Consider the following 19561-nt stretch of genomic DNA (forward strand, 5'->3'; position numbering starts at 1 on the left):
CTGTAGGAATGTTTTTTAGATTACCTACAGGCGTTTTCACACTTTGTCAAAAAAGATTATTTTGCCTTCTCTTTCTCTAAAATAGCTTTCAGTTTTGCTACTATTTCCGGGTGTTCGGCTGCCAGATTCTTCTTTTCGCCGATATCCTGTTTCAGATTGTAAAGCTGTTCTTCTTTGCTGTTTCCCAATTCGATATTGGTCAGTTTTTGATAGGCAGCGCCATTGCTCGGAGCGATATATTTCCATTCGCCGTCGGAAATGGAAAGCGCACCTGCAACTTCAACCACATAATCGCGTCCTTTCAGGTCTTTACCCAGGAATGCATCTAAATAGTCCTGGCTGTCGGGACCGGCTCCCGGCTCCAATGTCTTACCCATCAGGCTCGCCATAGAAGCATACAAGTCCACTTGGGAAACCAAAGCATTCGAAACACCCGGTTTCACCTGTGCCGGCCAGCTTACGACCATCGGGATACGTGTCCCGGCTTCGAAAATACTGTATTTGCCACCCCGGAAAGGTCCCCAGGCTTATGATCGCCGAGAAGTTCGACAGCGCGGTCTGCATAACCATCGTCCACGACAGGACCATTGTCACTACTCAAGACGATCAACGTGTTTTCCGTCAAACCTGCCTTATCCAAAGCATCCATAATCTGTCCGACTGTCCAGTCGAATTGCAACAAAGCGTCGCCACGGGGTCCCATGCCGCTCTTGCCCACGAAACGCGGATGCGGCCAGCGGGGAACGTGTGCATCGTTGGTTCCGACATACAGGAAGAACGGCTCGTCCTTATGGTTTTCGATGAACTGGACAGCCTTAACCGTAATACTGTCTGCAATGTTTTCATCTTCCCACAAAGCCTGTTTGCCACCCTTCATATAACCGATACGGGAAATACCGTTCACGATCGCCATATCATGTCCATGGTTCGGACTTGGTTTGAGCTTCGTCAACATTTCCGGATGATCCTTTCCCAACGGCTCGCCGGGGAACGGTTCTTTATAGCTGACAGCAATCGGATCGTTCGGATCGAGATTGACAATCCGCTGGTTCTCCACAAAGACGCAGGGAACACGGTCGGCAGTTGCAGCCATCAGATAAGAATAGTCGAAACCGATATCCGTCGGTCCGGGCGTGATAAAGCCGTTCCAATCCTGTGTGCCGGTTTTGTCACCCAATCCTAAGTGCCACTTCCCGATCGCACCGGTCGTGTAACCGCATTCGCGGAACATATCGGCAACTGTCGGTTGTTCGGGGCGGATCACCATACCGGCATCTCCGGCAGCAATACCCGTATCATTCCGTCGCCAGGCATAATGCCCGGTGAATAACGAGTAACGCGAGGGCGTGCTGGTTGCAGCCACAGCATGTGCATCCGTAAAGCGAACGCCTTGCGCCGCCAGTTTCTCCACGTTCGGCGTGTGAATCGTCTTCGATCCGTTACAACTCAGGTCGCCATAACCGATATCATCGGCTATCAGGAAAATAACGTTCGGCTTCTGCGGCGTTGTTTTCTCTTCTGCTTTTGGTTTGTTACCGGAACAGGAGGCCAGCAAAGTGGCCCCTATTCCTAACATGATTGTTGATTTCATGATAATAATTTATTTGTCTCGTATCAAGTATCATTTGTATGTTTTACCGCAAGTTCGGATTGATATCCTGTTCAGACTGCGGGATCGGCCATTTGTAGTCCTGATCCTGACGGAAAGCGCGGCTGTTCACCCACCATCTGCCGTATTTATCCACTTCTCCGTCCGGTTTGGCGCTTACGCGTTTCGAGCCGGGGAAAGGAGCGCCGTAAATATCGCCATTTAATGCTTCATGTGCAATACCCCAACGGAGCAAGTCCCAATAGCGGATACCTTCCATGGCCAGTTCGACACGGCGTTCGTTCCGGAGGATAGGACGCAGCTTTGCGGCATTCACTTCCGTGATTGCCGGCATCTGTACAGATGCACGACCTCTTACCTTATTGATGGTTTCATCCAATAAAGCCTGCGTAATGCCTTCGCCTGCCTCCAATTTGGCTTCCAGATAGCTCAGCAGGACTTCTGCGTAACGGATAACAGGAACATTTCCACCGTAGCTGTTCAGGTTGCCGGAGAATGTTTCGTCGAAATACTTACGCATCATCAGACCGGTCTGTGTGGTCTGTCCGCCCATCACCTTATCCGGGCTTTGAGAATCCGGATGGCAGTCGTAGACAGCACCTTTAAAGGTCGATCCGTTATAATAGATCGTATAATCCAGACGCGGGTCCCGGTTTTTGCCCAAGTTTACCGGATCGTACTGCGGACTGTCGTAGCTAAACGGCGTACCGTCTCTGAACTGATAGGCTTCGAACAAACCGGCTGCCACGTTAATCAGACACCAACCGCCGTCTTTTACGGGGAAAGCATGCTGCGGCAGAGCGTTACCGGCCTGGTCCTGCAAATACTGCGTTGAAAAGATATTCTCGCTACTGTTCTCGTTTGACGGTAAGAAAAGGGAGGCGTAATCCGGATCGATCGCATTGTCGCCCAGGTCTATAATCTGCTTAAAGGCGGCGGCAGCTTCGCTATATTTCTTGGCAGCCAGCAGGGTACGTCCCAGGAAAGCCAGGGATGCCTGCTTGTTGGCACGTCCGGTTTCAGATCCTTTCAGATCCTTGAAACGGGGCAGGTCGGCGGCAGCCTCTGTGAACTCTTTAATAATAAACTCGGTAATATCCGCTTTCGATGTTTTTGTCACCGTATTTGCCTCATCCTTCGTCAGCACCTTCGTTACCAAAGGCACATCCTGGAAGAACTGGGACAGATAGAAGTACTGGGCGGCGCGGATAAAACGGGCTTCAGCTGTGAAACGGGCTACGACAGCCGGATCGCTCAAATTGACGATACCTTCCAGAAAACGGTTGCAACGGGCAATTTTGGAATATGAGTTCTTCCAATATGCTTCCGTATAAGCATTATTCGACAATAAAGCTCCGTTTGAAATCTTATGGAAATTGGAGTTCGTCCCGCGACGATCATAAGCATTATCCGTCGGAAACTCCATAAAGATCAGACCACCGTACGACCACCAGTCGGTCGGCGTATATTCAGGAGAGTTAAACAGGATTTCCCCTTTATAGACCCCGGTCAGAGCCAGTTCGGCATTATCTTCGCTGGTCCAGAACACATCTTCTGCGAACTTATCCAGCGGACTCCGGTCCAGGTCACACGATACGAAAGTTGTCGTTGCTGCCAGCAAGGTAAAAATAAAATATTTGATTCGTTTCATGACTTTTAGAATTTAAAGTTTACACCAATTGTATAAGTTGCCAAAATCGGATAATAGTTTCCGGATGTATTGATTTCCGGGTCCCATCCTGGTTTATACTTATTCCAGCAAAGAGGATTCTCAGCCTGTACATACACGCGCAAGTTCGTGATCTTGGCCGCTTGTAACATCTTTTTCGGGAAAGAATAACCCAACTGGATATTCTTCAAACGGATATAGGAAGCATCCTGTACCCAGAAATCAGAAGAAACAATGTTCGGAGTCACAGAGTTACTCAAGTCCTCCAATCTCGGATAAGCCGGGTAACGGGTCGGATTAGCCGGGTCGAAACGTCCTTCCGCCTGCCATTTCTGGATATTACCGTCACCTCTGAACGCCCAGCCTGCAAAGCCGTCAAGCATACCGGTCACACCGGCTACACCTTGCAACAGGACAGACAGGTCGACACCTTTATATTCCACACCCAGGTTCAGACCGAACGTGAACTTCGGAATGCGTGAACCCAAGTAAACACGGTCGTAGTTCGGATCGATCTTACCGTCGGGCACACCGTCCGGGCCGCTGATATCCTTATAACGGATGTCTCCGGGCTGCGGGTTAGGCGTCACTTTACTCTGGTCGTGCCAACCTTTAATATCGTTCTCATCCAGGAACACGCCGTCCGACAGGTAGCCGTAGTACATATTAATCGGATAGCCGACAAACAGGTCACTGCCGTTACCGACCAGGCCGTTCAGCTGTTCTACATTACCGACACCTAAAGTGGTCAGCTTATTCTTGATGATAGACAAGTTGGCGTTTACATTATATGAAACATCACCGATCTTATTGCGATGTCCGACTTCAAATTCCCAACCGAAGTTCTTCAACTCTCCGGTGTTCATTTCCGAAATCTTCTGCCCCAGGACAGAGGAAACGCTTCCGCTCGGTTTATACAAAATGTCGTATGTACGGCGGGTGAAGTAAGAAGCGTTCACGCTCAACAGGCCGTTCCACAAAACAGCTTCCAGACCACCGTCGATCGTTTCCGTTTCCTCCCATTTGATAGTCGGGTCGACAGCTGTCGTAACAGCCGCACCTTGTGTGTATGTATCGCCAAACGGATAGTTCTGGCCTAATTCATATACCGACTGATACGGATAATTACCGATATTCTGGTTACCTAAGCGCCCCCATGATGCTTTCAGCTTCAGGTTGGAGATAAAGCCCAACGATTCGTTTTCCTTGAAGAAGTTTTCTTCCGAAAGTCTCCAACCGGCAGCCAAAGAGGGGAAGAAACCGAACTTCTTGCTTTTCGGGAAACGGGAAGAACCGTCGTAACGGACTGTCGATTCGAACAAATAGCGTTCGTTGAAGTTATAGCGGAGACGGCCGAAACCGGACTGGATCGCCCAGGCATTACCCGTACCGACAGACTTCTGGTTGTCCGGAGAACCGGCATTCAGATATGGCAGATCGTTGCCGGGGAACTTATCGCGTGAGCCCTGCACATAGCGGTAGTCTTCCTGCTCCCAGGAATAACCGGCCAGGATTCCGAAAGAATGTCCGCCGAACTTCTTATTATATTCAGCCGTAGCCTGGAAAGTCTTATAGATCGTCTTTCCCATTTTGTGTTTCAACTCGGAAGGACCTAACACACGGTCACCGGACAGTTTCATGGTCGAACGGTATGTGCGTTCTTCTGAGTTCGTATAGGTATAAGCACCGATTGCTGACAATTGTAAATCTTTTATCGGGTTATAATCCAAACGGACATTAGCATTCATCGAAAATTCCGGGTTTTCATAGAAAGAATCGCTCTTGATCCATCCGGCAGGCGTCCCGTGCAATTCACGTCCGGCGCCAAAGGTTCCGTCTGACAGAATAGTCGGAGTCAGGCCGGGGAAACGTAATGCCTTCTGAATAAGCACCAACATATTGTCGGCATCGTCACCGCCCGGAGCCATCGGTTCCTTCCGGTTGCCGTACATACCCGAGAGGCGGGTGGTCAGCTTCAATCCCGGCAGGAGTTCGTTAATCAGGTTGACGCGGGCGTTATAGCGCTGGTAATCGTTCTTTTCCACGATACCGTTCTGTTTCAGGTAGCCGAACGACACCATATAGCGGTTCTGCGCATTACCGCCGTTTACCGTCACGTCATGCCCGGTCTGTAAACCTTTGCGTGAGAAGACTTCATCCAGATAGCGTGCGTTTGCATAATGGTCCGGATCGCTTCCGTCTCTGAACTTCTGGATTTCTTCCGGCGTATAGGCTTCGCGTCCTACGGCTTCATTATAGAGAGTGGCATATTGCCAGGTATCCGCAAATTCGGGCAGTGCGGTCGGCGTATTGAAACCGACATATCCGTTATAACCAACAGAAACTTTACCTTCCCTTCCGGTCTTCGTCGTCACCAGAATAACCCCGTTTGCAGCACGCGATCCGTAGATAGCAGCCGTAGAAGCATCCTTCAACACGGAGATCGATTCGACATCTTCCGAGCTGACATCGTTCAGCTTACCCGGAATACCATCGATCAGGACCAATGCATCCGACTTGGTTGCCGCCTTATCGTCGTCCGCATTGGTAAACGTGCCGACACCACGCACGCGGATTTCGCCGCCGCTATTACCCGGACGTCCCGAACGCTGGATAACGGTCACACCCGCCATCTGTCCTGTCAAGGCATTCGACAGCTGCGGAGTCGAACGGTTTTCCAGTTTCTCGCTACCGATCTGGGCGATCGAACCGATCACGTTCACTTTCTTTTCCGTACCGTAGCCGACAACGACCACTTCTTCCAAAGCCTGTGAATCTTCGGCGAGCTGGATCGTGTAGTTCGTCTGATCGGTCACCGTCAGTTCTTTTGTGATATAGCCGATATAAGACACCTGCAGTTTGGCGCCTTTCGGGGCGTCGAGCGAGAAATTACCGTTCATATCGGTAATCGTCCCGTTCGTCGTCCCTTTCACGACAACATTGGCTCCGGCAATCGGACCGAAAGCATCCGAAACGACGCCGGTAATCTTACCGTCCTGCTGTACAGCGCCCAAAAGGACAATCTTATTATCTTCTATACGATATTTATAAGAAGATAGAATCTGGTTCAGTACTTCCTTAATATTCCCGTTTTTGACATCGAGGTTAACATGTTTCGTCATATCGACAGCCGAGTTATTGAAAAAGAATACAAACTGCGTATTCGCTTCAATGGTCCTGATCGCTTCTTCAAGCGTCACATCAGACAAGCTCAGATTGATCTTTGCATTCTGGGCATAGCTTTCCACTGCAGACAGTTGGAGGAAGGAAATGGCGACAAATAAAAGTATTAGCTTCATTTTCCTGAATAAATTAATGTTAAGAATAGGTATGGCAATCCCATACGTGGACTTTTTTTTCATACATTTGAATGTTTAAAGTTTTACATTTTGCTCTCACGCTTTCACCTTTGAGAGCAGTTTGTTTAGTTTACATCAGGCGGATGCTGGTAACATCTGCCTGATTTTTTTTTAATGTTTCTCCGAATCTTAGATCATAGGCAATTTTCTTTATCGTTATTATTTAGGACTTATAATTATTTTATCTCCATCGATCGTATAACGGATCGGGCTGATCAGGGTTAACAATTTCAGTATTTCTTCCGGCGATTCCTTCCGGATCGTCAGCGACAAGCGCTGATCGAGCGGAACACCTTTCCGGCATTCTATATCCAGGTTATACCAATGCTTCATCCGGTGCAGGACAACCGACAGCTTTTCATTCGTGCAAACCAGCTTATCGCCTATCCAGATAATATAATCGGAGGCGTCCACTTCAGCCAGATTATAAGTGCCGTTCTGTTTGTTACAAGATATCTTCTGGTTTGGCTTCAAGATGATTCCCTTATCCAATCCCGGCAAAAAGACTTCCACTTTCCCCGAAAGCAAAGCGGTCTCGACTGTTTCCCGGTTTTTATAGTTACACACATTGAAATGGGTTCCCAACACATTTACCGTCATCCCGTCCGTTTCGACGAAGAAAGGTGCCTGTTCATTCCGTACGACTTCGAAGTAGCCTTCACCTTCCAGCTTCACCTGGCGTTTACCGGCTTGGAAATGCTCCGGATAGACCAGTACGCTGTTAGCATTCAGCCAGGCAGTTGTTCCGTCCGGCAAGGTCACGGAGCCTTTGCTGTCTTTTCCCATAATGACACGGTTCATCACCAATTGCTCTTCCGGAGACAAGTCGAAGAACCGCTTTTGCCCGGCAAAATAACTGCCTAACGAACAAACCAGCAACAGGGCGACGGAAGCGGCAACCTTCACGAAGAAAGACAGTCGGAGTTGCTTCCGTTTCTGTTCTTTCTTCTCCACTTCGGCCGCGAAACGGACAAACGCCTGCTTTACATAATCCCGGCCGGACACCGGAGTCTCCTCCGTTTCCAACCAACGGTCCCTGATTTCGGAAAAAGACTGCTTATTCGCCTCACTCTCCCGGAGCCAGTCGAGAAGCTGTTCCTTTTCTTCTTCCGAAGCATCACCGCGCAAATATTTCAGTACTATATCGTTCATCTTTTATTACATCCTTTATACCTATCACAAAACAAAAGGGAATATCCCTACCCCGAATTGAAAAAAAATTCTATTTTTGCTAAATAATATTCAGAGAGAAGCAGAAAGTTATGAAGGGACGGGAAGAAAACAGCCTGAAAACGCCGCGCAGCAGAGTCGTCGATATGTCTCTGTTCGGACAGCTGTTTAATACCTATTTCCAGGCACTAACCACTTACGCCTACCGCTTTGTCAACGACTGGCAGGCTGCGGAAGACATCACGCAGGATGTCTTTATGGCACTCTGGGTAAAAAAGGAAGAAATAGATTTCGACGAACTGATCAAGCCTTATCTCTACCGCGCTGTCTACAACCGTTCGATCAATTATCTCAACTCCGCCCTGATGCAAAAACGTATCGAAGGAGCAGACACAATCGACGAACTGATCAACCACGAAATCCTCAGTTACAACCAGCACGACACGCTTCTCTTGAAAGAGATCACAAACGAAATCGACTCCTTCGTCGAAACCCTCCCGCCCCAATGCCGGAAAGTCTACAAAATGAGCCGCGAAGAAAACCTGCGAAACAAAGAAATAGCCGCCCGCCTGGAAATAAGCGAAAAAGCGGTAGAAAAACACATCTCCAAAGCTCTCAGCGAGATACGCAACCACTTGGTACGCCTCGATATTCTGTCGATGCTTGTCTGCTTGATTGGGAAATCGATGTAATACTTAATTTTCATACGGCTTTTCCAGAAAATCCAAACCGAATTTGGCCCGTTTTCATAGAAAATCCAAACCGAACTCACTTCTATAACAAAACGAAGCCCCGGCAGCATCTAACTGTCGGGGCTTGTTTTTTGTCTGCATTCGGTCTTCACAGAGGGAAAGGCAGATGAACTTTTAATTTCATTACTTTAGTATTATTAATATTAAATCTGACCGCTTGTTCACCTGTCGCAGGGTAATTGGTGTTGATTGGGATAACCCGCACAACCCCGCGCGGTCGAATTATTTGATTATAAATTCATTCTTATTTTACGATTGCCTTTACAGCTTCTTCGCCTTCGATAGCAACTACGACTACACCGGCAGGAGCAGCGATGGTTGCGTTGTCAGAAGAAAGAACTGTGTTAGCTACTGTCTGGCCTAAGATGTTAGTGATAACAACTTTCTTGCCGGCAGCACCGATGATCTGAACACTACCTTCGGCAGCGATCACTGTTACATCTGAAGTTGAGATAACTTCATTGCCTGTCGGTTTCATATCAGTATCGTTGATAGCGAACAGCTGTGCTTGTCCTTTGTTACCCAATACCAATACACCGTTCAGATAACTTACATAAGTCTTAGCTGTTGGATTGGCTGCAGGAATAGATTCGATTCTGTAATAACCTTCGTTATCTTCGTCGATTGCAAATGCCCATGTTGCATTAGTAATACCCTTCTTATCTGCAATATTGATCGTATCTTTAGCAACAGCCTTCGGTTTAGCAATTGCCAGAGAATCATTGTTACCGAATTCTACGCGGTTAGCGTGAACGAAACCGATACGAGTCAGACCATCCTGAGTATATTTAACAGTCTCATTAGAAGTAGAGTCTGCATAGCTTACCATATAAGCCTTTGTATCGAATGAACCAACCTTTGCAGTATCAACCGGTTTAGTGATATAATATGCATAACGGTAGTTGTTCGGACGGTTTACATAAGCAGTATCCAAACCAAGAACGAAGTCGTTATCCGTTGCAGCGGCTTTCAGTTCCAGACCTGTACGTTTGATTACGGCGAACGGCTTAACAGCTGTTACCTTAGAAGCCTCGTCACCCATCAGGGAGATCGTTACATTCTTCGGAGCGTCTGTTACGTTCAGATAAGATTCTGTTACAGATGATTCCAGGTTGAATGCCCAGTTAGTGATTTCGTTTTTAGCTACAACAACAACATTGCCATTCTGATCTACTGCAATCTTTTCAGATTCCAAATTGCCATTTTCCTCAACATTCCACAATAATTCATACTGGCTTGCATTATCGTTTACGCGACGCAGCTTCATAACATCTTCTGTTTCAAGTTTTGTCAACATTAAATCGTTGCCATCTGCGTCTCCATTTCTGAAATACAAAGTATCTTCACCCAGGTACATTTCGAAGCCATAAGAAGCAGCGCTCAAGTTAGCATCGTTCAGTTCTACCAAAGTTCCGCCATTCTTAGCTTTCAGTTCCAGTGCCTTATCTGCATCTGCAGTAGCCACTACAGAAGAGTCTTTGCCCATTGTCAGATAATATTTAGCTTCCGGATTTACGAAATTAGTAGCTGTCAGTTTGAATGTCAGGTGATCTTTGTCTGCATCGTTGATGTGCTTGTAACCTAAATATTCATCTTTCATATCAGGAACAGCAGTGATTTCCAAAGTGTCTTTGCCTGCAGTTACATAAATGTTGTTTTCTGCATCCTTAACGATGATCTTAGTTGCAGAGCCAAAGAAGTCTTTATTAGCATCACGGTTTGCCAATTGATAAGTTCCTTCCAACTTGTTAGCAGCAGTTACGATCCACTGAGTTGCAGGAACATTGTTATATACAGCGGCAGCACCAACTATCGTGTTATCACCCGTTGTAGAAGTCATTACCTGATACGGTTTTCTTGCATCGGCTTTCTTCAGGCTCTTGATGAAATAAACATCCCCTACTTCAAAGGCGGGTTTAGGACCTTCAATCTGTTTAAAGGTGATAGTCGTGTTCTTCGTAGCAGGATCATCGGATGTTGCTACAGACACTTCACGGTGAGAGTTACTTGCCAAAGTGCGGATAACAACCTGGGCAGCTTTCGGTGTAATACCTTCAGAATACCATTTACCAGCAGCTGTTGCTGTCGGCATGAAAGTCTTAATTGTTACTTCGTCACCCGCAATCAGCTCAGGATCTACAGTTAACTGGAAAGCAAACATATTTGCGTGTTGTCCTAAAGCAGGAACTACTTTCTTTCCTGCTGCATCAATAGCGTGCAATGTATCAGCTCTAAATGTGAAGTACTGTTCTTTTTCAGCAACATAGTTAGTGTCGACACAGAGATAAGCTTGCTTATCATCAATAAAAGAGTCAACAATAGCAATTGCATAGTGATTTTCAGCTTTTAAGAACTCACTCGCTGATGGATCATCTGACAAAATATTTTTAGATGTTACAAAATTAGTTTCAGATGCAGAAGTATGGATAGCAGTCAAAAGAGCTTGAATGTTTACCGAGTTCGTAGCATCAATAGTAGTCGCTGCACCTGTCTGGAACTGGTCAAACAACAAATTACCATCAGTAGCAGTAGCAAATAAAGCCTTCACTACCGTCCCCTTTTCTGTGTCAAACTTCGGCTTTTCATCTGCTGCCAAATAAGGTTTCACCATATAGTCATTCATAATAGAATCGACATCAAAGTAAGCCTGATTTGTTGCCTTCTTTACTTTTGCAACCATACTCTTTACCTGAGCTGCTGAAGCATTGTATTCAGCCAACAATTTGGAAGTCTTCGGTAATTTACCAGCAGCTGTAAATGTTGTATCTGCCAATGCTTTAAGTTTTGCATTTGCTGCATTCAAAGAATCCTGAACAGTACCATTTGTTGTTGAAGTCGGATTAAAATATAATTGCTTTGCTCTATCAAGATCAGCAATAGCACCTGCCAAATCAATTGTATTAGGGATAGCTGCCCCTAATTTTGTACTTGCCGGCACACCATTATTCTGAGCATAATCGATAGCTGTTTTAATTTCACCTTCACAAGCCTTAATAGCAGCTTCCAGTTCTGTAAACGCTTTATCTGTCATTTTCTTTGCGGCAGCCAGATCAGCTTTGAATGAGCTTGTTGAAGTCGCAGATGTATAAATCTCATCAAACTTAACAGCACGTAATTTGTTTGCCGTAAACGGATTTTCAAAAGCGTTATTCTTTACGTCATTAGAGAAAGTCAGCTCGAAAGAATCATTTACATCTGCACTCAAATCGGCAACTGTCAGAGAATAAGGTTTTGATGCATTAGCTGTAGCATCAACTAAATATAAACTCATAACCTTACAATCTGCAGCGTTAGGAGAAACCTCCGGAACATCCGTAGGAGTTCCTTCTGCCATCATCACTTTAACAGCGCCATCTTTTACGACTAATGCATACTGATACATTTTGCCTGCAGTCGCATCATAGAAGTTAGTACGAGCATCCGGACCTTTTGCAAAAGTAATAACGCCGTCTTCATCAATAGAAACTACATCGCTGTTTACAGTCATAGCACCAATGCCATCTGATGCGATATAGGCATACTGAGCCTTGTAGAACGAAGTTTGAGAAGCTTTAACATCCTTCTTTGAAACAGATAATTCCTGTCCTTCTTTGTTCACCAACTTGATTTCGTAATAGACTCCACCAGCGGCATTGACCTTCTGTTCTACAGTCGGTTTCCACAATGTTGCATTAAAATCTTCATAGAGTTTAATATCATCAGCCTTAACAATAGCAACAGAATCTCTCTTGCCATCTTCGCTATGACCGATAATTACACGGCTGTTTGCATCTCCCGACAATGCCACATGATAATACTTGGTAGTATCCAAGATCTTACCAGCTGCCATTGCAGTCGAAGACAATCCACCTGCCACCATTACAGCAGCCAAAAGAGTAGAAAATCTTTTGTTCATAATTCTAAAATGTTTAATTAATAATAATGTATAGTATATTGAATTTCTATATCGTCCTTATACTTCGTGTTCAATCACGACTTTTCTTAATCGTTGTAAAATGACGAGAGAAAACGTACGTTTTTTTTAGTCATTTATTTTTCCGATCTTTGCACTTCGTGTTAAGAACACGGTTTTTTGTACTCGTTAAGCTATTCTGTTGATAAGAAAGGACATAGAAATAAGAAATTTCTTTGAGGATATAGTTGCAGGTTTAAAACTTATGCCTATTTTTGTACCTGAAATATGACGAATCTAAACGTACGTTTTCGTTAGTCATTCTCCCCGCCATCAATAATTCACTATACATCAATTATTTACAACTGATTTTCGCTCGTTTTTCACGCGAAAATCCGATGATTCTTCCGCTCCTCGACTTTCTTTTATCAGCTTGTTTGTCAATACTTTATATTTTTAAAGATTCTTCAAGATTAAGGCCGTTTCCGGGCGCTTTTTGAGAAATGCGGGCAGCTTTGTCTATTTTTGTTAACCGCAATCATCTCGGTTTAATTATTTTAATATTCACCTCCCGGATAAAAAGCGCCACAAGGGAGCTAATTTCCTTCAGCCCCATCCTTATTCCATTCGACTCCCACGCGATCCTTGTTCGACCCTCGTCAGACAGCTGTTCGACCCGGGTGGGACAGCTGTCCGACGAAGGTCAAACAACTGTCCGACCTTGGTCGAACAAGGATTGCGTGGGAGTCCATGCCAATTAGGATAAGGGTCTATGCTTATTTACTCCTTCACGGCCAAAAAGAAGACCGCGGACAGGGAGAAAGAGACAAAACTTTTTGACAAAAGTCTTTTCCTTCAGGATTGTTATAAGGGGCAATACGATTAGTACAGAATACCAATAAACACGTAAAACGTTATAAAACAATAGGAAAGCTATTGACAGGAAATGAAAACGGCCTCCGTTAAATGTGAATTGAATTGAATTTGCGTTTAAACGGGGGCTTCTTTTTTCTGGATAAATTATAGCTTCGTTTAAATTTGGTTGTTCTATGAGGCTAAAAACGGGCAAAATAAGGATTAAGATTTGAATACCCCAATAAAAGGCATTTAAGCGCTGCTTAAACCATGCATAAGTATGGCGTATTTCTGTACCATTGGTTTGCCATAGAAAATGCCATACTTTATGCCATACTTTTTTTATATGGCATATTCTTGTACCGTTGGTTTTTGAATGGATTTTATTTGGTGGTAATTGTTTATGAAGATACTTTTGGAGTAAACAATAATAAAGAACGTTATGAATCTTACAGAAATAATACAACGCTGGAAAGAGAAAAAGTTACGGAAAAAAATAGTATTAAAACTTCTTTCAAATCCTAATCACAAACCAGATGCATGGAATACATCCGATTTGGCGACTAATATTGTACAGTATATTATTAGAGGCGTCTTGAACTCCGAGGAGTAATTGTCCGAATTGATCTTGAAACAGGTTTATTTTCATTGTCTATACTTGGAAAAACAACAGGTACAGAAAATGAAATACTTGTATTTGAGGTACTACCATCCGAGGATGTTCTATTACCTCCGATGCCAAAAGAGCCTAACATTACTCCGATTCCTGCTTTATCCGCAGATTCGGACGTAGAGGTTAATGCTATATTGAAATCAACACATTGAACAGTGTGTCTTTTATTTTTGATTATGACATTAGCGAAACCATCTTCTTTTATATCTCTGGGATTAATAATACAATCTGTTTCAGCCAACTCTACTTGTGCTTCTTCTATGCCCTGCGCAATTTGTACTAATGTTTCTTTGATAAAATCTTTTAGTTCCATACCTTTTAATTTAGTTGTGCATATTGATTGCTTGTGTTAACTGCCGTACCTGTTGAGCCAAATCTTCAAATTTATCTTCCAGTTCTGCCTGTTTGCGATAGTATGTTTCCTGGATATTCGGTATTTTGGCTGTAAAATACCATTCAGCGAACCAGACTGTGTTTAGTTCTTCCTCATATAGATTGAAATTCCCGTAATTTTGTTTGTCTACGTTATCGGACATGCACACAATGAAGCCGTGTTGATGTAGTCGATTCTTTAAGCGTTTAACAAACGCTCTACCTTCATTATCACTAACAACATACACATAGTTATCTCGAATACCATCCCATTCTGTTTTGTCTAATAAACGTATGACGAGATGACCTCCGTCTAATAACGAGGGAGTCATACTCTGCCCCTTTATCCGTACACATAAATAGGTGTGTCCGTCTTTTATCATGGTCCGGGGTAAAGATATACATTCTACCTCTTCTAAATAATCAGGGTTATAACATCCAGTACCGGCTGCAACAGATATATCAACAATAGGTATACGAACAAAATCATCATTCCTTGCCAAGATATCTATTTTAGGAGCTTCACGTTTAACAACACATTCCTTTAGCATAGAGCCACGCCCAGCAAGTAACCATTCTTCTGAATAGCGGGGATAATTTTCAACAATAGCTTGTAGCCATTTACTTTGTATATCCGTCCCATTTGCTATAGCTCGTGACAAAACCCCTTTACTGGCTCCTATAGACTTCTCAAATGCGGTGATTTTTATCCCCTCATTTATAGCTATTTTCTCTATTCGTTGTAGAATTGTATTCATAAAGTTGAAAATTATCCCTGTTTTATTTGTTTAGTTGAAAATTATCAACTAATATTGCAGCGTCATAACAGTTGTTAGAACTGCTGTAAAGATAGGAAATATTCACAAAACGAGTAATATATGGCAAAGATTTTAGTAGACACAGAAATTAGAAAGAAACTGGAAACGATATTCCAGTGTCGCAGAGAGACTGTAAGTCAGGCATTGAATTGCAGAACAAACAGTGAGCTATCCAAACGCATCCGTAAGGTTGCATTAGATTTAGGAGGGTCGGTGAAGAAAGAAGAGAACGTAACTGTAATCAGTAAGTAGTCATGAAAACATGGAGTCCTAAAGACATTGCAGAACGTAACATCGAAACTTATCCGTTTTCCGGAGATTGGCAGCGGATATTTGGCCAGCCGGATATCCGTTTCTCCACTTTAATCCAGGGAGCGGCCAAAAGTGGGAAAAGTACATTCTGCGCGAAATTCGCCCAATACGTTAGCCAATATGGCCGGGTACTATATGTATCGGCAGAGGAACGTATTAACAGTATGACATTGCAACAACGCATTAAGCTATGTGGTGTAACCTCTCAAAACGTACGGTTTGTCCATTTGCGTGATTTGGAAGATATCGAAAAACTACTGCAAAAAGGCGGTTATCGTTTTGTCTTTATAGATTCCGTACAACACGTTAAAATGAATGTGGACCAATGGATCGGACTTCGAAAGAAGTTTAGCCGGCGAAAGCTGTCCTGGCATCTGGTCATGCAGATGGGCGAGAACATTACCAAGTATAAACACGAGGTGGATGTTTTGGTCGCTGTAAAGGATGGCATAGCTTCCGTTCATGGCCGTTACAATCGTTCTACATCCGTACAAGTATTTAACAGTAATCAACCGGATTTATTTGAAAGGAGTACTTTATGAAAGGTATAATTCTAACACTTCTTAGCCCATTTATGGCAGTCTTCGCATTGGCTGGTTGCCAAACTATTGAATGGTGTACCAATAAGAATATTCCAGTCCCCTGGCAAGCGTGGGCCTTGCTGGCTGTAGTCACAATCTATATCATTTTATGTGCATTAATGCCACAAAAAGAATACGACAAAATAGACCACTTTTTCAAGAAATTGGAGGACGAAGAATAAAACAGTCGTGGGTAAAGGTATCCCGGATAGCTCAATTGGTTAGAGCAGCGGTGCGCATGGTTAAGATAGCAGGATACGGGTTCGATCCCCGTTTCGGGAACAATTTAAACAGTATTTAAACAATGAATATCCAGCAAAATGACATAGTAGTACGACACTTTCAGGAAGCCACAACTTTGTGGGTTTCGGAAAGGTATCTCTGTGAGGTGCTGGGGGAACGTATGAGTGATTATTTGTGGAAAATAGGAAGAATAAATTATAAAAAGTCTGTTTCTCCCTGCCATCAATCAAAGGATATTCTACCCGATACCGGAAAAGCCTGGCGTTATGCCCGCATAAACGGACGGTTTTATTACGACTTCGACCGTATTCCAGATCGGAAGGATACACAATATCGTTCACGTCTGGGGGATCGAGATACGTTATTGCATATTGCCGATAATACCGCAGAATTGGAACGTAAGGCAGAAGAAAAGGATATGTATTCACTGATCCAACAGTATGTGTACGACCGGATCAGTAATACCGATGTAAATTACTTCCGTTATTATGAGATTGGCGGCGTTTGTAAATATAACCTGGATAAAGCCCGTCAGCTGGCTGAGGCAATCGCCTGGGCACGCTCTATTAAAGATTTGGTATCAAGCGGCCGTTTTAAAGAGTTTGGCATCAAAACAAAAGAAAGTTTCTATGAAGTATGTGCAACCATTTTACATAAAAAGCAATTGGAGGGCTTCACGATCACTACCGGAGGAAGTTTACGTAAAAAACTACATTATTTTCCGGCAGACGAGACAGAACAATATGCCTTTTTCATCACAGGCCGCTTTGGTAACGACAATGCCCGTAAGTTGGGTAAATGTAAGCTGGTAGACGAAGAGACAGGCGAAATCAAGCGTTTTGACCTCCATGAGGCGCTGATACTAAAACTATGGATGAACTTCGGAGGCTCGGCCAAAGATACTAAAATAGCCCTTTGGAGCCAATATGAACGGGACATACAATACTTAGGAGAAAAGGAATTGAGTTATTCAACCTTCTGCCACTATACAAACATGTATGATACACGGTTAAAGACATACCGTGAGCGTCATGGCTGGAAGGCTTTCGCTACGACATTCCTTTCTTATATTCCTTCTGAATCGCTTCGCTATGGCAACTCACTATGGTGTGCCGACGGTTCCGGGACATTAGCCTATTCCTATACAGACCGTAAAGGGAAGTTGCGTTCCATGCGCTTATATATTATCATGGTGACGGACGTTGCCACTGGAAAGGTTGTCGGTTGGGCTCCAGCTGAAAAAGGACAACATAAAGAGACTCCTGAAATGGTCCGCGAAGCTGTCTTGATGGGTTTAAATCGATGTGACCGTCGGGAAATAATGGAGTTTGTCAGTGATAATCACGGGGCTTTTACCGGAGGGGAAAGCGTGGAATTTCTTACTCAGGTATGCCGGAAAGTACGAACGATCGAACCGGGTAATTCGCAAGCGAACTACGCAGAAACCCAATTCCGCCTGTTCAAAAAGACAATCCGGAATGAATTTAACTGGCTTGGTTCCAGTTGGGACAGTTCCAATATAGAAAACACAGCCAATGAAGATTACCTGGATAAAGGTACATTTCCCTCATACGAACAAGTCATTGAACAAATAGGACAAAAGATCAACGACTGGAATGATCAGATTACCCGCTCCGGTGAAAGCCGTTCGGAACTCTATGCGGAAAGTATCCATCCGGAAGCAAAAGAAATTGATCCGCGTGTATGGCGGCATGTGGCAGGTAACTATACAGAACAGGAAATTACCCGCCAACGGGGTAACATTGTGATAGAAAAGGCCGGACAGAAATATATGTTTGAAATACCGGATGTCGAATCTGTCAGCGAAGTGATCCGCAATTATCTCGGCTACGCTGCCACTGTCAGCGTTAGGATGTACTGGGATGCGGAGGAATGCGACCTCTACACTCTGGATGGCCGTTTTATGTTTACCTGTTTTGCCGCCCGTAAAGCAACAAAAAGCCATGCAGAGGAAACGGATCAGACAGCCCACAATCTGGGGCACCATGTTTGGCGTCAAGCTGCACAAAAAGAGAAGGTCAATCAATACGAATCCGAGGCCCGCGAGGTGGCAGAATGGCTGGATGAACAGCTGCCTTACAACGTAGCCGCCAAGTTAAACGGAGGGAAAAAGGCCAAAGAGATAACGAACGAACAGAAGGAACGTGCCCTGGAAGCAATTACTGACCAGAAAAAAGCTGAACAATCCAATGATATGGATGAATACATGAAAATGAGAGAGAAACTATATAAAAACAGTTGATATGATCACGATTGAACAAAAACAAGAAATAGCCGATGCTTGCATTAATTATGCAACCTCCAACGGCTGGGTAACGGACAAAGCGACAGGTGTCAACCAATTGGCAGCCTTTACGAAAGTGAATGTCATGTATGTTTCACATATCATGCGCTCCGATTTCACCTACAAGGATTCCAAAACTGGCGAAAACAAGGATATTGCCGACCGCTGGTTTCGACAGTTGGCAGACTGCATTGGAATAAGGTTGACTAAAGAATATTGGCCTCATGTGGATACTCCCCAGTTCAAAGAGATAGACTTGGAGTTGCGCGAAGCACTGGCCACCAGTGCCACCCGCGTGTTGATCTGTGAAAGTGGTGCAGGAAAGACCTATACGGTCGACCGCTTCAAGAAGGAGTTCCCGAACCGAGTTTTCGTGGTGACTTGTCATAAGTTTGACAAGGTGAATGACCTGATTGATAAAATGTCTGAAGCCACAGGAAGGAGCTTGGTCGGAAAAACGATCAGCCGCCGACTAACAGAGCTGAATGTCTGGCTATACACGCAAGGCCGATTCGAAGGAAGCAAACCCATGATCATCTTTGACGAAGCTGAAAATTTGACTTTGACGACTCTTCAGGCTCTGAAGGCCATGTATGACACAATCAAATGGAGTTGCGCAACAGTACTGATCGGGACAGATCAGCTTATCATAGCATTGGACAAACTGAAAGAAAAGAATAAACCGGGTATTCGGCAGTTCTATCGCAGATTTAAAGCCGGAATCCGATACATCACTCCACTGGATCATAATTTCAATGTGTTCCTTGCAGACAAGCCATATCCTGCCAGTTTCAAAAATACGATTCGTACCGTCTGTGATAATTATGGCGAACTCTATGATTTTCTCGTGCCTGCCATGCGTGAAGCAGATGAGATGGATATACCTCTGACAGAGCGTTTCTTCCGGATGAAATATAAACTTCCGATTAAAGATTGATTATTCACTATCAA

At 44.4% G+C, this 19561-nt stretch carries 12 protein-coding genes, 1 tRNA gene and 1 pseudogene; 7 read left to right on the plus strand and 7 right to left on the minus strand.

Annotated elements, in window-relative coordinates:
• Positions 1-56: 56 nt before the first annotated feature.
• From DW083_RS05920 to DW083_RS05935, 4 genes and pseudogenes are all read right to left on the minus strand, one after another.
• Positions 57-1591 (minus strand): annotated as a pseudogene (locus tag DW083_RS05920) (arylsulfatase).
• Between the two features lie 43 nt (positions 1592-1634).
• Positions 1635-3260 carry a RagB/SusD family nutrient uptake outer membrane protein gene (locus DW083_RS05925; RefSeq protein ID WP_115501208.1) on the minus strand — a complete coding sequence of 542 codons (1626 nt, stop codon included), beginning with the start codon at positions 3258-3260 and terminating at the stop codon, positions 1635-1637.
• Between the two features lie 5 nt (positions 3261-3265).
• Entirely contained in the window at positions 3266-6577 is a 3312-nt protein-coding gene (locus DW083_RS05930; RefSeq protein ID WP_233551792.1) for a TonB-dependent receptor, read from the minus strand.
• Between the two features lie 219 nt (positions 6578-6796).
• A complete protein-coding gene (locus tag DW083_RS05935; protein WP_122331758.1) occupies positions 6797-7789 on the minus strand; it encodes a FecR family protein in 993 nt (330 codons plus the stop codon).
• A 110-nt stretch (positions 7790-7899) separates the two neighbouring features.
• On the opposite strand from DW083_RS05935, the gene DW083_RS05940 reads away from it, so the two are divergent.
• Positions 7900-8499 (plus strand): RNA polymerase sigma-70 factor, encoded by a 600-nt coding sequence (locus DW083_RS05940; protein ID WP_122331759.1) that lies wholly within the window; start codon positions 7900-7902, stop codon positions 8497-8499.
• Between the two features lie 304 nt (positions 8500-8803).
• On the opposite strand, the gene DW083_RS05945 is transcribed toward DW083_RS05940, so the two are convergent.
• Positions 8804-12454 carry a DUF6383 domain-containing protein gene (locus DW083_RS05945; protein WP_147382093.1) on the minus strand — a complete coding sequence of 1217 codons (3651 nt, stop codon included), beginning with the start codon at positions 12452-12454 and terminating at the stop codon, positions 8804-8806.
• Between the two features lie 1122 nt (positions 12455-13576).
• Here DW083_RS05945 and DW083_RS05950 point away from each other — a divergent pair.
• Complete coding sequence (locus DW083_RS05950; protein WP_122331761.1) at positions 13577-13831, plus strand: hypothetical protein; 255 nt, start codon at positions 13577-13579, stop codon at positions 13829-13831.
• Between the two features lie 59 nt (positions 13832-13890).
• Here DW083_RS05950 and DW083_RS05955 read toward each other — a convergent pair whose 3' ends face one another.
• Positions 13891-14292 carry a hypothetical protein gene (locus tag DW083_RS05955; protein WP_122331762.1) on the minus strand — a complete coding sequence of 134 codons (402 nt, stop codon included), beginning with the start codon at positions 14290-14292 and terminating at the stop codon, positions 13891-13893.
• A gap of 10 nt (positions 14293-14302) precedes the next feature.
• Positions 14303-15109 (minus strand): S24 family peptidase, encoded by an 807-nt coding sequence (locus DW083_RS05960; protein ID WP_122331763.1) that lies wholly within the window; start codon positions 15107-15109, stop codon positions 14303-14305.
• A 314-nt stretch (positions 15110-15423) separates the two neighbouring features.
• Here DW083_RS05960 and DW083_RS05970 point away from each other — a divergent pair, with 314 nt between their 5' ends.
• The 5 genes from DW083_RS05970 to DW083_RS05990 all read left to right on the plus strand — a co-directional run bounded on the left by DW083_RS05970 (position 15424) and on the right by DW083_RS05990 (position 19547).
• Positions 15424-16023 (plus strand): bifunctional adenosylcobinamide kinase/adenosylcobinamide-phosphate guanylyltransferase, encoded by a 600-nt coding sequence (locus DW083_RS05970; protein ID WP_122331765.1) that lies wholly within the window; start codon positions 15424-15426, stop codon positions 16021-16023.
• Positions 16020-16244: a hypothetical protein gene (locus DW083_RS05975; protein WP_122331766.1), complete on the plus strand. Its 225-nt coding sequence runs from the start codon at positions 16020-16022 to the stop codon at positions 16242-16244. The genes DW083_RS05970 and DW083_RS05975 overlap by 4 nt, the downstream gene beginning before the upstream one ends.
• Positions 16245-16264: 20 nt before the next feature.
• Positions 16265-16344: transfer RNA gene (locus DW083_RS05980), tRNA-OTHER, on the plus strand.
• Between the two features lie 22 nt (positions 16345-16366).
• Complete coding sequence (locus DW083_RS05985; protein WP_122331767.1) at positions 16367-18568, plus strand: hypothetical protein; 2202 nt, start codon at positions 16367-16369, stop codon at positions 18566-18568.
• Between the two features lies 1 nt (position 18569).
• The gene (locus tag DW083_RS05990) at positions 18570-19547 is read left to right on the plus strand and encodes an ATP-binding protein (protein ID WP_122331768.1); all 978 of its coding nucleotides are present in this window, start codon (positions 18570-18572) and stop codon (positions 19545-19547) included.
• Positions 19548-19561: the final 14 nt, after the last annotated feature.

Origin of the sequence: Parabacteroides sp. AF48-14 (assembly GCF_003477465.1) — a bacterium.
Classification (GTDB): domain Bacteria; phylum Bacteroidota; class Bacteroidia; order Bacteroidales; family Tannerellaceae; genus Parabacteroides; species Parabacteroides acidifaciens.